Source organism: Ancylobacter rudongensis, assembly GCF_900100155.1.
GTDB classification, from domain to species: Bacteria; Pseudomonadota; Alphaproteobacteria; order Rhizobiales; family Xanthobacteraceae; genus Ancylobacter; species Ancylobacter rudongensis.
Window position 1 is genome coordinate 140,132 of record NZ_FMTP01000007.1, and the last position, 14,576, is coordinate 154,707.

At 67.4% G+C, this 14,576-nt stretch carries 10 protein-coding genes; 6 read left to right on the plus strand and 4 right to left on the minus strand.

The window, feature by feature from the left end; translation table 11 throughout:
• Positions 1-198: 198 nt before the first annotated feature.
• Positions 199-3,369 carry an autotransporter domain-containing protein gene (locus BLO63_RS17010; RefSeq protein ID WP_162841830.1) on the plus strand — a complete coding sequence of 1,057 codons (3,171 nt, stop codon included), beginning with the start codon at positions 199-201 and terminating at the stop codon, positions 3,367-3,369.
• Positions 3,370-3,390: 21 nt separating this feature from the next.
• On the opposite strand, the gene BLO63_RS17015 is transcribed toward BLO63_RS17010, so the two are convergent.
• Positions 3,391-4,002, minus strand: a complete 612-nt coding sequence (locus tag BLO63_RS17015) for a glutathione S-transferase family protein (RefSeq protein WP_091442995.1) — start codon at positions 4,000-4,002, stop codon at positions 3,391-3,393.
• 165 nt (positions 4,003-4,167) lie between these two features.
• Here BLO63_RS17015 and prfB point away from each other — a divergent pair, with 165 nt between their 5' ends.
• Entirely contained in the window at positions 4,168-5,298 is a 1,131-nt protein-coding gene (gene prfB, locus BLO63_RS17020) for a peptide chain release factor 2 (RefSeq protein ID WP_091442998.1), read from the plus strand.
• Positions 5,299-5,357: 59 nt separating this feature from the next.
• On the opposite strand, the gene bcp is transcribed toward prfB, so the two are convergent.
• Positions 5,358-5,825, minus strand: coding sequence for a thioredoxin-dependent thiol peroxidase (gene bcp / locus BLO63_RS17025; RefSeq protein ID WP_091443001.1), 468 nt, complete (start codon positions 5,823-5,825; stop codon positions 5,358-5,360).
• Positions 5,826-6,013: 188 nt separating this feature from the next.
• Here bcp and BLO63_RS17030 point away from each other — a divergent pair, with 188 nt between their 5' ends.
• Positions 6,014-9,607: an AsmA-like C-terminal region-containing protein gene (locus BLO63_RS17030; RefSeq protein WP_091443002.1), complete on the plus strand. Its 3,594-nt coding sequence runs from the start codon at positions 6,014-6,016 to the stop codon at positions 9,605-9,607.
• Positions 9,608-9,739: 132 nt separating this feature from the next.
• Here the strand turns inward: BLO63_RS17030 and tyrS are convergent, their stop codons facing one another.
• Entirely contained in the window at positions 9,740-10,999 is a 1,260-nt protein-coding gene (gene tyrS, locus BLO63_RS17035) for a tyrosine--tRNA ligase (RefSeq protein WP_091443005.1), read from the minus strand.
• 115 nt (positions 11,000-11,114) lie between these two features.
• Between tyrS and BLO63_RS17040 the strand changes: the two genes are divergently transcribed.
• The 3 genes from BLO63_RS17040 (at position 11,115) to BLO63_RS20985 (ending at position 13,761) form a co-directional block, all read left to right on the plus strand.
• Positions 11,115-12,233, plus strand: coding sequence for an anhydro-N-acetylmuramic acid kinase (locus BLO63_RS17040; protein ID WP_244517927.1), 1,119 nt, complete (start codon positions 11,115-11,117; stop codon positions 12,231-12,233).
• Positions 12,234-12,469: 236 nt separating this feature from the next.
• On the plus strand, positions 12,470-12,838 hold the full coding sequence (locus BLO63_RS17045) for a hypothetical protein (protein ID WP_018390501.1): 369 nt from the start codon (positions 12,470-12,472) through the stop codon (positions 12,836-12,838).
• Between the two features lie 203 nt (positions 12,839-13,041).
• On the plus strand, positions 13,042-13,761 hold the full coding sequence (locus BLO63_RS20985) for a class I SAM-dependent methyltransferase (protein WP_162841831.1): 720 nt from the start codon (positions 13,042-13,044) through the stop codon (positions 13,759-13,761).
• An 81-nt stretch (positions 13,762-13,842) separates the two neighbouring features.
• Here BLO63_RS20985 and BLO63_RS17055 read toward each other — a convergent pair whose 3' ends face one another.
• Positions 13,843-14,508, minus strand: a complete 666-nt coding sequence (locus tag BLO63_RS17055; protein WP_018390502.1) for an alpha/beta hydrolase — start codon at positions 14,506-14,508, stop codon at positions 13,843-13,845.
• Between the last annotated feature and the right edge of the window lie 68 nt (positions 14,509-14,576).

A 14,576-nucleotide genomic window follows, 5' to 3' on the forward strand; every position in this document is an offset into this window, starting at 1 on the left:
ACTTTTGGCTTGAAGCGCCCTGTGGTTGCCTTTAGCGTTACGACGTCTAGGGGGATCGTCGTCCGTTGCGGCTTCTGCCTGCGGCTTGGGCTGCCGCGCAGTGCCGCTGGCGCACGCAAGGGGGCTGGCATGGTGCACCGCTATCGGGGGGACGGGCGCACTCGCTCGCCTGCATGGCCCACGCGATTGACCTGCATCGTGATCGCACTCTGGCTGCTGCCGCTTGCGAGGGCCTCGGCGGACAGCGACTGCGACAGCATCGACTCGTGCAATGAGAAGCTCCTCGAGAACTTCGGCAAGTTCCAGCACGAGGCGGCGGGTCTCGACATTCTCGAGCAGAACCTGGCCACGGAGGAGCAGATCTATGCGTCGTCCAGTGCTGCCGACAAGCAGCTGGCGGCCATCAACAGCCAGTTGCAGGGCAACGTCCTCTACTACAACATCTGGAACATGGCGCGCCCCGATCTGAGCGTGCTGTTCAACGAAGGCTCGCTTCTTTCGCCGGGAAACAATTTCCCGACCGGCTCGGCCTATCAGACCATTACTGAGCAGGCGCTTGAGCTGACCGGCGAGATTGCCGGCAAGATGAAGACCCACTTCGCGGACGATCCGAACCGCGCCAGCTACAGCGTCTACGGCGTGCTGCCGCAATATGCCGGCGAGGCGGCGGGCGATCCGCGCCCCTTCGTGGTGTCGGAGGCGATCAACGGCAATCCCTGGACCGTGGAGCAGACCTCCGCCCTCGCGGTGACGATCCAGCAATCCGCCCAGGTGCCGGCCGGTTTCCAGCCGCAATATTGGGGCGAGTATGTCTCCAGCCCGGCCTTTCCGAGCGGGCATTCCACAGCCGGCAACACACTTGCCATCCTCACCGGAATCCTTGCGCCGGAATACTACAAGGACTTCCTCATGGCCGGCATCGAGTTCGGCGTGAGCCGCAATGTGTTCGGCGTGCATTACCCGCTGGATGTGATCGGCGGACGGCTGATCGCCACCTATAATCTCGCCATGTGGCTCAATGGCACAGATTACGGCGTCGGGCCTGCCGATGTGGACGCCGCGAGCGCGTCGCTTCAGGCCTATATCGGTTCCGGCGGCGGCTCGCCCTATGAGGCCGCGTGCCGCAACAACATTGTCGGCTGCATTCGCGCCGGGGCCATTCCCTCCTCCGAACAGTTTCGCGAGGCCCGCGACCTCTACACCTACTACATGACTTATGGTCTGCCGGACTTTTCCGACACCGGGGAGGCGCCGGTGGTGCCCGAGGGCGCCGAGGTGCTGATCGCCACCCGCTTTCCCTATCTGAGCGACGCCCAGCGGCGCGAGGTGCTGGCGACCACCGAGATCGCCTCCGGCAGCGCCCTCGACAATGGCAGCGGCTGGGCCCGGCTGAACCTTTTCGCTGCGGCGGACGGCTTTGGCGCGCTCAATTGCGGCGGCGAGGGGGCGGATGGCTGCATCCAGGTGATCGACCTGGACAGTTCGGCCGAAGGCTACGGCGCGTTCGACGTCTGGGCCAACGACATGACCGGCGATGGCGGCCTGGAACTGGTGGGCGATGGCATCCTCGTCCTCGCCGGCGCGAGCAGCTATTCGGGGGGCACCAGCGTTCAGGGCGGCACGCTGGCGATCACCGGCAGCATTGTCGGTTCGGTCGAGGTCGCGTCCGGCGCACTGCTCTACAATGCGGGAACGATCGGCGCGGCGGAGCTGGTCAATGAAGGGGCGGTGCTGAACGATGGGCTCATCGAGGGCAGCGTCCTCAATGCCGGCATCTTCGGCAATAATGGGCGGGTGACGGCGAGCCTGGCGAATTCCGGCGTGCTGTTCGGGTCCGGCTCCATTGGCGGCGATCTCGTGGCGACGGCCGACAGTGTCACCGCACCGGGCAACTCGATCGGCACCATCGAGGTCGATGGCGACGTCACCCTTGCCGCCGGCGCGACCTACGCGGCGGAGCTGGGGCAGTTCGGCGCGGACCTGATCGCGGCGGGCGGATCGGCGGAGATCGAGGGCGCGCTTCTCGACCTCGACGTCGCCCCCGGCACCATCCTCGGCCTGCGCCAATACGCGGTGCTGACGGCGGCGGGGGGCGTGAACGGCGCCTTCGTGCTGGTGGACGATCCGCTGACCGCCTATCCCTTCCTCGACGTGAAAGTGGACCCCGAGGATGACCGCGTCGTGGTGGAGACCTACCGCAGCGCCGTCGCTTTCGCCACGCTGGCGAACACGCCCAACCAGATCGCGGCGGCGCGCAGCCTCGATACCGCGCCGCTGGACAGCGCACTCGGCGATGCGGTGCTTTCGCTCAACGCCTCGACGGCGCCGGCAGCGTTCGCGGTGCTGGCCGGGGACGCGGGCGCCTCGGTAAAGAGCGTTCTGCTCAATGACAGCGTCTTTCTGCGGTCGGCCGTGATCGACCGGCTGAGAACCGCCGGTTCCGCCTCGGCACCGGCCGGCATGACCGTGGCGCCGCTCGCCTATGCCGCGCCCGCCGCGCCGATGGCCGGCATTCCGCTGAAGGCCGAGCCCGCCCCGCCGCCCGCCATCTCGGCCCTGTGGGCGGAAGGCTTCGGCGCCTGGAGCACCTATGACGGCAACGGCAATGCCGGCACGCTCGACAGCCAGACAGGCGGCTTCCTCATCGGCGGCGACACGCTGATCGACGACTGGCGGGTGGGCCTGCTTGGCGGCTACAGCACCACCCAGTTCGACAGCGGCGCGGCGAGCGCCTCGGGCCAGAGCGACAACTGGCATCTCGGTGTCTATGCCGGCCGTTCATGGGAGGCGCTCGCCCTGCGTACCGGCCTCGCCTATAGCTGGCAGCAGGTGGACCTGTCCCGCACCGTCATCCTGCCGGGATTCGCCGGATCGCAGAGTGCCGACTACGATGCCGGCACCTTCCAGGCCTTCGGCGAACTCGCCTATGGTATCGATCTGGCCATGGCCCGGCTGGAGCCTTTCGCTGCTCTCGCCTATGTGCAGCTGAACACCGATGCCTATGGCGAAACGGGCAGCGAGGCCGCGCTGCGTGTCGACGGTTCCAGCACGCAGACCAGCTTCACCACGCTCGGCCTGCGCCTCGCGGCGCCGATCCCGCTGGGGGCGGTGGCGGCGACCTTCAATGGCAGCCTGGGCTGGCGGCACGCTTTTGGCGATGTGGTCCCGACCCAGACGCAGTCCTTCCTGATCGGCGGCCTGCCCTTCACGGTGAGCGGCGTGCCGCTCGGCGAGGATGTGGCCGTGGTCGAGGCCGGGCTCGAACTCGCGCTCGCGCCGGCCGCCCGGCTCAACATCTCCTATGGTGGCCAGTTTGGCGACGGCTTCAGCCAGAACGGGCTGAGCGCCGCGCTGAGCGTGCGCTTCTGAGCGCGCCGTCGTCCGGCGTACTCAGCCATCATAAGGCCAGGCCTTGAACGCCTCCTGCGCCTCGGCGCGGGCGGCGAGGCGGGCGAGCGCCGGAAAGGCATCGGCCGGCAACAGATCGGGCAGCATCCGGGTGGTGAAGGTCCAGCCGATGGCGGCGGTGATGTCGGCCTGCAGCGGCGCCGCGCCGAACAGCCAGCCCTCCGCCGTGCCGATCTCGTCGTCCAGCAGGCGGTAGGCGGCGAGCAGCTGTTCGTTCACCCGGTCGAGCCAGGGCTGGTGGCGCTTCTCCTGCGGGCGCAGCTGGTTTTCATAAACGATCTGCACGCTCTTCTCGCAGGCGGCCAGCGCCAGGCCGATGATGCGCTGCGCCCTCGCATGCGCGGCCAGATCGTCCGGGACGAGCGAGCGGCCGGCCAGCTTCTCGGCATGTTCGATGATGAGGGTCGAATCCATCAGCACGACGCCGCCATCGGTGATCAGCGTCGGCGCCTTCACCACCGGGTTGATTCCTTGGAAGCGCTCGTAATGGCGGAACACCGACACCGACTCGTGGGTGAAGGGCAGGCCGAGAGTGGTCAGCGACACCGCGACGCGGCGCACATAGGGCGAATCGAGCATGCCGACGAGATGCATCTGTTGGTCCTTATCCCAGGGTTCGCCGCATCCTAGGCCCGCCCGCGCGTCCCGCAAGCGGCCCTTGGCGGCTCGCCCGGACCCAACCGCAGCGCGGGGCGTTTACACTGTGCGGCAACGCCTCTATTTTCCGCCGCCTTCAATGTCCTATCGAGAGTAGCCATCATGCGCGCCGAGCTCGCCGCGAGCGTCGACGAAATCCGGGAAGCCGCCCAGTTGCTGCGGCAGCACATCGATTTCGACCGTTCCAAGGCCCGCCTTGCCGAGCTGAACGCGCTCGCCGAGGACCCCAATCTGTGGAATGACCCCGAGCGCGCGCAGAAACTGATGCAGGAGCGCGGCACGCTGGAGGACGGGCTCGGGGCGCTGGAGCGTATCACCCGCGAGCTTTCCGACAATGTCGAGCTGATCGAGATGGGCGAGGCCGAGGGCGACGCTTCCATCGTCGACGAGGCGGCCGGCGCGCTGGCCAAGCTGAAGGCCGAGGTCGCCCGCCGCCAGCTGGAAGCGCTGCTCTCCGGCGAGGCGGACGCCAATGACAGCTATCTCGAAGTCCATGCCGGCGCCGGCGGCACCGACAGCCAGGACTGGGCGCTGATGCTGCTGCGCATGTATACGCGCTGGGCCGAGCGCCGCGGCTTCAAGGTGGAGCTGGTGGACGAGCAGGCGGGCGAAACCGCCGGGCTGAAGTCGGCCACCATCCTGGTCAAGGGCCACAACGCCTATGGCTGGATGAAGACCGAGGCCGGCGTGCACCGGCTGGTGCGCATCTCGCCCTTCGATTCCAACGCCCGGCGCCAGACCTCCTTCGCCAGCGTCGACGTCTACCCGGTCATTGACGACCGCATCGTCGTCGACATCAAGGAAAGCGACCTGCGCATCGACACGATGCGTTCGGGCGGCGCCGGCGGCCAGCACGTCAACAAGACCGAATCGGCCGTGCGCTTCACCCATATTCCCACCGGCATCGCCGTGGTGGCGCAGGGCGACCGTTCGCAGCACAAGAACCGCGCCACGGCGTGGGAGATGCTGCGCGCCAAGCTCTATGAGATGGAGCTGAAGAAGCGCGAGGCGCAGGCGGCCGCCGACCAGGCCGCCAAGACCGATATCGGCTGGGGCCATCAGATCCGCTCCTATGTGCTCCAGCCCTACCAGCTCGTTAAGGATCTGCGCACCGGCGTCACCTCGGGCACGCCGCAGGAAGTGCTGGACGGCGATCTCGACCCGTTCATGGAAGCGGCGCTGGCGCAGCGCGCCTATGGCGGCGGACCGGCCAGCGTCGAGGATGTCGACTGATCGACATAGATCGGCGAGGCGCCGGGCGCGCCCCGCCTGTTGCCAGAGCGCGCGGGGCGTCAGAGCGCCCGCGCGGCGGCGAGCACCTCCTCGGCATGGCCGGCGACCTTCACCTTCGGCCAGAGGCGGGCGATCTTTCCCTCGCGGTCGATCAGCACGGTGGTGCGCTCGACCCCCATATATTTGCGGCCATACATGCTCTTCTCGCCCCACACGCCATAGGCTTCGAGCATGGCATGGTCCTCATTGCCGGCGAGGTCGAAGGTGAGGCCCTCCTTGGTGCGGAACTTCGCCAGCGCCGTGTCGGGATCGGGCGAGACGCCAAGGATGCGGGTGTCGGCCGCGTCGAAATCGGCCTTGAGCCGGTTGAAGTCATGCGCCTCCACCGTGCAGCCTGACGTGCCGGCCTTGGGGTAGAAATAAAGCACCAGCTTTCGGCCCCGGCAGGCGGCGAGCGACAGCACCTCGCCCGAATCGGTGGTCAAAGTGAAGTCGGGTGCGGGAGCTCCCACTTCTATCTCGGTCATGTGCCTTCCTTTCGGCGTGTTTGGGGGTGATCGGCTGGGGTGGCTTGCCGTTAGGGCTTGCCGATGGACGTACCGGCCGGCCAATTGTGCGGAGCTATCAGCAGGATGTCAGCATGCAGGTGGATAAGGTGTCGCCGCCTGTGTTGCGCGCGGGCATTATGACCCAGCCTCAAGGATTCGTGCCGTAGATGACAGAGAAGACGACGCACAGGTCGCCGACGGCCGGCAAGCGCCAGGTGAAGCGCCTTCGCGTCAAACGGTCGCCAAAGGTCTGCGCCGCGCCCGCCCGGCGGCGGCGCTGGCTGCGCATGTGCGTCTGGTCGGGCGGCTCCACCTTCGTCCTCCTCGCCGCCGCGATCGCCGGGATCTACCTTCTCTTCAGCGCCGGCGTGCTCACCGTCGACATGGCGCGCCCTTATGTCGAGCGCACCCTTGAGGCGCGGCTCGGGGCCGGGCGCACCGTGCAGATCGGCGCTATCGTCGCCGAGCGGGTGCCGGACGGGGGCATCGTGCTGCACGCCGCCGACATCACCGTGCGCGACGATGATGGCGACCTCATCGCCACCGCGCCGCAGGCCGAAGTGGCATTGCAGGACAGCTGGCTGCCCTGGTTGATGCAGCCCGAGCGGGTCGATCTCGTCGGCGTCCGGCTCAACGTGTTCATCGATGCGCAGGGGCAGCTCTCCATCTCGACCGAGGCGGATGCCGCCGACGGCGCCCGGGTGCAGCCCAAGCTGCTCACCACCGTGCAGACGGTCGATCCCGCGGCCGACCAAACGGCGGAGCCCGCAGCCGGAACCGTGCCCGCGCCGGTCGACGCCCCGGCCGCTGCGGAGGGGGCGCCGGGTGTCGCAGCGGCGGAGGGCGAGGTTCCGACGCCTTTCGGTCCGCTTCGCCTCGCCAGCCTTGCCGCGCTCGCCCGTCAGTTCGACGAGGGCGGGCTCGATGGCGGCACGCTGAGCGAGATCGGGCTCAAGGAAGGCATCCTTGTCATCCGCAACGAGGCCAGCGGGCGGGAATGGACCTTCGACGACATCGACCTGTCGCTGTCGCGCCCGGAACAGGGCGGCGTCACCTTCGACATTAAGGCCGGCGGCATGGATGGGCCGTGGTCGGCCCGCGCCACGGTCGGCGCTCTCAATGAGGGCCGCCGCGACCTGGAACTGGAAGTGCGGGATCTCGCGCCGCGCGATCTGCTGATCGCCGCCGGCAAGGCCGGGGCGGATATTCTCGCCACCTCGCCGCTGTCGATCGATTTCGTCGCCACCATCGACCCGCGTGGCGTGGTGCTAGCGAGCAGCGGGCGACTGGCCGCCGGGGCGGGCGAGCTTCAGCTCGGCTCCGATGCGGAAGGGCGGATGCTGGTCGACGAAGCGGTGCTGGCCTTCTCGCTCGATCCGGCAGCGCGGCGGATCAATCTCACCTCCGTCACCGCCCAGGCAGGCCCCTTCGGCATGGATCTCGCCGGCACGGTGGACATTCCCGCCGACAGCGCCGGCCTCTGGCGGCTGCACACCCATTCCGCGCGCGCCAGCTTTATCGGCGGCGGCCCGCACCAGACACAGGTGCCGCCCTTTGTCCTCGACGACATCGTGTTCGACCTGTCCTTCGATCCGGTGGCGCAGCGCGCCAGCATCGATCGCGGTGAGCTGAAAGGACCGCAAGGCGGCATCACCCTGGGCGGCGCGCTGGAACTGGCGGGGCCCGCACCCTCGCTCTCCATGACCGTTACCGCCACGCCGATGACGGCGACCTCGCTGATCCGGCTATGGCCGGCCGTGGCCGCGCCGGCGCCGCGCAAATGGGTTTACGACCATCTGGTTTCAGGCGATGTCAGCGAGGCGAGGATCTTCTTCAACGCGCCGCTGGACTCCATCGGCAAGAAGGATCATCCGCTCGCCGATGAGGGGCTGAGCATCATCATTGCCGGCACCAATGGGCGCTTCATCCCGGTTCCCGGCCTGCCGCCGATCATCGACGCCGATGTGGCGGTGAAGATCACCGGCCGCACCGCGCATGTGACGGTGGCGAAGGCGGCGATGCAGACGCCGGGAGAGCGCCGGCTGGAGATTGGCGAGAGCATTTTCGACATTTCCGACACCGCCCCGCCCAAGCCGGAGGCGAAGGTGCAGGTCAATGTCAGCGGCCAGGCCGCCGCCGCCATCGAACTCGCCGGGATTCCGCCGCTGCGCGGGCCGACCTATGTACCGATCGAGCCGCAATCGGTGTCGGGGACGATCAAGGGCACGGCGCAGATCAGCGTCAAGCTGTCCGACAACATCCTCCCCTCGGATATCGACTACGCCTTCGACGCCACGCTCAGCGATTTCGGCGCGTCGAAGATGGTATTCAACCAGAATCTCGACGACGCCACGGTGCGCGCCTTCGTGACCCAGGCGGCGACCGTGGCGCGCGGCGAGGGCAAGTTCGGTGGCGCGCCGGCCAGCTTCGACTATAGCCGCCCCGCCAGCGGCGACATGACGTTCGCGCTCGCCGCCTCACTGGACGACGCCGCGCGGCAGAAACTCGGCTTCGAGCTTCCCGGCATGTCCGGCACGCTGGGGGTCAAGCTGGCGGGCACGGTCGGGACGAAGGCCAAGACGGCCGATGTCGAACTCGACCTCACCCGTGTGAAGCTCTCGGACCTGGTGCCGGGATGGACCAAGGCTGCCGGCAAGCCGGCAAAGATGACCGCCAAGGCCGTCATCACCTCCGGCGGCACGCGGCTCGACGACCTGGTGGTGACGGGCCAGGGGGTGGACATTCGCGGCACGGTGGAACTCGATTCCAAGGCGGCCGTGGTCAGTGCCAACCTACCGACCTTCAAGCTCTCCGACGGCGACAAAGCCAGCGTGAAGCTCGAAAATGCCGACGGCACCTACAAGGTGACGGTGCGCGGCGAGGTGATCGAGGCGCGTGCCTTCCTCAAGCAGCTCACCGACACGCCTCCCAGCGGCCCCGGCACGTCCCGCCCGCCCGACATCGACCTCGACGTCAAGCTCGGCGTCGTCGTCGGCAATAATGGCGAGGCCATGCGCGACGTCGCCCTGGTGATCTCGCGGCGCAATGGCGATCTGCGCGCCTTCTCGCTCGGCGCTCTCGTCGGCCGCACCGGGGGCGTGACCGGCGAGCTGAAGGCGCAGGGCAATGGCCGCCCGCAGCTGCGGGTGGCGACCAGCGACGCCGGGGCGCTGCTGCGCTTCATCGACCTCTACCCGAAGATCTATGGCGGCGATCTCTGGATCGATGTCGACGCGCCGGCGGGCGATGGCCGGCCGCAGAGCGGCGTCATCAATGTGCGCGACTTCGTGATCCGGGGCGAGGCCGGGCTCGACCGGCTCATCGCCGCCGCGCCGGCGACCATGCGCGACGGGCGGCCGCAGCCGGGCTCGGCGATCTCCTTCCGCAAGCTGCAGGTCGATTTCCAGCGCTCCGCCCAGCAGATCAGCCTGCGCGACGGGGCGATCTGGGGCCCGTCCATCGGCTCGACCTTCGACGGCACGCTCGATCTCGCTAATGACCGCGTGTCGGTGCGCGGCACCTATGTGCCGGCCTATGGGTTGAACAATCTGTTCAGCCGCCTGCCGGTCCTCGGCTTCTTCCTCGGCGGCGGGCCCAATGAGGGGCTGGTCGGCGTGACCTATGAGATTGTCGGCCCGGTGTCCGGCCCGACGCTGCGGGTGAACCCGATCTCGGCGGTGGCGCCGGGCTTCCTGCGCAAGATCTTCGAGTTCCGGCAGGCCCCCGACCCGACCCCGCCCGCGGTGGTGCCGTCGCGCTAGCCTCTTCAGGGCGCCATCCCGGCCGCAGCGCAGCGAAGAGCCGGATCGCTACCCGATATTGGCGCACGGTCCCGGATCGGCCTCCGGCCGTCCGGGATGACAGGCGATGGCGAGCGCGGCCCGCCTTGCCGCCTAAACTGGCTTCAGCAGCACATGCTTCTTCTTGCCGAGCGAGAGCTTGATCACGCCTTCGGGCGTTAGGTCGCGCTCGGTCAGCACCGCCTTCTCGTCGGTGACGGTGGCGTCGTTCACCTTCAGCCCGCCGCCCTTCACCTGGCGGCGCGCCTCACCATTGGAGGCGACGAGGCCGGTTTTCTCGGCGAAGGCGGCGAGCACGCCGATCCCCGCCGCCAGCTCGGCCGCCGGCACGTTAACGCTCGGCAGGTCGGCGGCGATGCCACCTTCTTCGAAGGTCTTGCGCGCGGTTTCGGCCGCCGCTTCCGCCGCCGCCCGCCCGTGCAGCAGGGCGGTGATCTCGGTGGCGAGCAGCTTCTTCACCTCGTTGATGGCCGAGCCCTGCGCTTCCTGCGCGAGGCGGGCGATCTCGTCCATCGGCAGGGTGGTGTAGAGCTTGAGGAAGCGCTCGACATCGGCGTCCTCGGTGTTGCGCCAGTACTGCCAGAACTCATAGGGGCCGAGCATGTCGGCGTTCAGCCACACCGCCCCGTTCAGCGACTTGCCCATCTTGGCGCCGGAGGCGGTGGTCAGCAGCGGCGAGGTGAGGGCGTAGAGCTGCGGCGTGCCCATGCGGTGGCCGAGATCGATGCCGTTGACGATGTTGCCCCACTGGTCGGAGCCGCCCATCTGCAGCCGCACGCCATGGCGCTTCGACAGCTCGACGAAGTCATAGGCCTGCAGGATCATGTAGTTGAATTCGAGGAAGGACAGCGACTGCTCGCGGTCCAGGCGCGTCTTCACGCTATCGAAGGACAGCATGCGGTTGACCGAGAAATGCCGGCCGACATCGCGCAGGAATTCCAGATAGTTGAGGTCGCGCAGCCAGTCGGCGTTGTTGATCATCAGCGCGTCGGTGGGGCCCTCGCCATAGCTAAGGTAGTTCGAGAAGACACGCTTGATCGAGGCGATGTTGGCCTCGATCGTGTCCACCGTCATCAGCTGGCGGGCGTCGTCCTTGAAGGACGGATCGCCCACCATGCCGGTGCCGCCGCCCATCAGCGAGACGGCGCGGTGGCCGGTCTTCTGCAGCCAGTGCAGCATCATGATCTGGATCAGCCCGCCGGCATGCAGGCTCGGGGCGGTGGGGTCGAAGCCGATATAGGCCGTGACCGTTTCCTTCGCGAAGAGAGTGTCGAGGCCCTGTTCATCGGAGATCTGATGAATGAAGCCGCGCTCGCTGAGGGTGCGGAGGAAGTCGGATTTGAACGTGCTCATATCGGGCCTGCGGGCATCAACGCCATGTTAGGAAGGGGCAGGTGATTTAACAGTTTCGCGCAGCGAAAGCACCCCGAGGGCAGAGATGGATCGGCCATTGATGGCGATTGGGCTGATGAGCGGGACCTCGCTCGACGGCATCGACGTGGCACTGATCGAGACCGATGGCGAGACCATCGCCTCGTTCGGGCCGGGGCGGACCTATGTCTATGCGCCGGAGACGCGGGAATTGCTGTTCCGGGCGATGGCGGACGCGCGCGACATGACCGACCGCGATGCCCGACCCGGGATTCTCGCCCGCGCCGAGCGGCTCTCGACGGAGCGCCACGGCCAGGCGCTGGCGGCGTTTCTCAAGGAGTTTCCGGCCTATAGGGAGGTCGACGTCATCGGCTATCACGGCCAGACCGTGCTGCACCGGCCGGAGAATCGCCTGACCGTCCAGCTCGGCAATGGGCCGGCTCTGGCGCGGGAGGTCCGCGGCATGACCCGCGGGCGCGGACCGGCGCTGGTCTATAACATGCGCGCCGCCGACGTCGCGGCGGGCGGGCAGGGGGCGCCGCTGGTGCCGGTGTATCACCGCGCGCTTGCGCGCGGGCTGGGGCCGCCCAAGCCCCTGCTGGTGCTCAATCTCGGCGGGGTGGCCAATGTCACCTATGTCGACGGCCGGCGCGATCCGATCGCCTGCGATACCGGCCCGGCCAATGCGCTGATCGATGATTTTCTGAAGGCCCGCACCGATCTGCCGTTTGACGACGAGGGCCTCATCGCCGCCCACGGCACGGTGGCTGAGGCTGTGGTCGATCGGCTGATGACGCACCCGTTCTTTCACCGCCCCCCGCCGAAATCACTGGATCGCAACGAATTTCGCGCCTGGGTCAACGAACATGCCGGGCTCGATGGCATGAACACGGCGGATGGGGTGGCGACGCTTACGGCGCTGAGTGCGGCGAGCGTCGGGGCGGTGCTGCCTTTTCTGCCGGACCGACCGACCCGACTCATCGTGGCCGGCGGGGGGGCGCACAACACGACGCTGCTGCGGATGCTGGGCGCGCGCACCGGCATCGAGACGGTGTCCGCCGACGCGGTCGGCTGGTCGACCGACGCGCTGGAGGCGCAGGCCTTCGCTTTCCTGGCAGTGCGGGCGCTCAAGGGGCTGGCGCTGAGCTTTCCCACCACCACGGGCGTGCCTGAGCCGATGACGGGTGGCGTCATCGTGCCCCCGCCGGCTGCATGAGCTGCACCGCACGCTGCAGAACCGGGGGGGCTGCAGCAAAGCTGAACGGTAGGTTCAGAAAAATTGAAAACGGTACACAGAATGTCGCAGTATTCCTGAAACGCAAGCGTGCGATGCAAAATCGTATGATGCGGTGCACAATATTCCATGTAGTTTGACGGCTCCCGGAAGTCCGGCTCGCCAGGCAGGCAGCTTCCTCTTCAACACGCCTGGACAGAAACTTTGGAGCCTTCGACATGCGCAGCCTCAGCCGCGATATTCTGCCGCTTGCCGTCGCCGGCGGCCTCATCGCCGTCGCCGTCATCGCCCCCGTCCGCGCCGCCGACAAGGCCGGCCTGAAGCCGGCCACCGCCCAGACCATCAATATCGGCTATGTGAACGGCGTTGCGTATTACACGCCCCAGGCCGACGGTTATCACGTCGTCGCCACGCTGACCGTCGCCGGTGGCGCCCCGATCCGCGTCTCCGCCACTCTCCAGCCCGACCAGGTGGTCAGCTTCTCCGTGCCCGGCGCCGCCGACACGGCCGAGAGCATCGTCCAGATCGCCCGCCATGGCGACGCGATCACGCTGACCAACCCGCCGACCCGGCTCGTGCTCAACTGAGCCTCGCCTCATCCACCTCGTAAAAAGCCCGGCGTTCGCAGCGCCGGGCTTTTCGTTTGGTGGGCCTGCCGGGGGAGGGGCGGCGGGCATCCGCCTCGACCGTGGCGTGCCTTGGCGGGCTGCGACGGTTCCTGTAGGTTCGCGATCCGAATATGTGCCGGGCGGGGGACGCCAGTTTGCTCGGGTCTTTGGCGAAGAATCTCTTGCCGCCGTTCATCAGAAAAGAGCTGTCGAAGCGCAGGTGGCAATGGCGGAGCTATCTGGAGAGCCGCCGTAACCGGAATCGACGCGCGGCCGATGTGTTTTCCCAGATTTACCGCGAGAACACATGGGGCGATGGCGAGACACGCTTTTTCTCAGGTGCCGGATCGCGCGGGCCGTTCGTCAAACTATATTGCGATAGAATAAACGAGTTCATCAAAGAGAAGAATATTAAGTCTGTGCTCGATATTGGGTGCGGTGATTTCTATGTCGGTAGAAATCTGATCTGCGAAGACTATACCGGAATGGATGTTGTTCCGGACCTTGTGTCTTACAACAATGCGACGTTTGGCGGGCCGGGGTGTCGCTTCATCTGCGCGGATGCCGCGGGCGACGGGGATCTGCCGACGGCGGACCTTGTTCTCGTCCGCCAGGTCTTTCAGCACCTGTCCAACCGGCAGGTCGAGACGATTCTCGGCAAGCTGGCGCCTTTTCGCCATGTCATCGTCACGGAGCAGCAGCCTGCCGCGAGCGACTTCGCCATGGTCAATCGGGATCATGTGCACGGCAACGGCACGCGCCTGTTGCACGGCTCCGGCGTCTATCTGGAGCTTCCGCCCTTCAGCCGCAGCGTCGAATTGCTGCTGGACTGCGCCGGCGATGACCGTTCGGGCGATGTCCATGGGCGCGGCCCGATCCGCAGCTTCCTCGTCCGGGCCTAGCCCTGGCGCCGTGTCTCCGTTCGGCCTGAAGCGACGGACGGGGGTGGCCGGTCAGCCAGCCCCGTCGTGCCGTGCGGCCGCTCAGGCGGCGCTGGTCTTCTTGGCCGTCTCGGGCAGGCGCTTGTCGAGATAGGCGCCGACGACCTCCATCAGGTCCTCGGTCTTGCCGTCGAAGAAGTGGTTGGCGCCCGGCACGGTCTGCTGGTCGATGACGATGCCCTTCTGCGTCTTCAGCTTCTCCACGAGGCCGGTGACGGCGGAGAACGGCACCACTGCGTCCTTGTCGCCATGCACGAACAGGCCGGAGGACGGGCAGGGGGCGAGGAACGAGAAGTCATAGAGATTCGCCGGCGCGGCGATGGAGATGAAGCCTTCCACCTCCGGGCGGCGCATCAGCAGCTGCATCCCGATCCAGGCGCCGAAGGAGAAGCCGGCGATCCAGCAGGCGCGCGCATCCGGGTTGATCGACTGCGCCCAGTCCAGCGCGGCAGCGGCATCGGCCAGTTCGCCCTGGCCATGGTCGAACGAGCCCTGCGAGCGGCCGACGCCGCGGAAGTTGAAGCGCAGGGTCGAGAAGCCCCGGTTCACGAACTGGTAATAGAGGTTGTAGACGACCGGATTGTTCATCGTGCCGCCGAACTGGGGGTGCGGGTGCAGGATGATGGCGATGGGCGCATGGCGCGCCTTGGCCGGCTGGTAGCGGCCTTCGAGCCGCCCCTTCTCGCCGGTGAAGATAACCTCGGGCATGAAGTTCGTGACCTTGAATGCGGCGGGGCAAGGCGAGATTGGTCCGGTGGGCCGAAAACCCGTTCCGG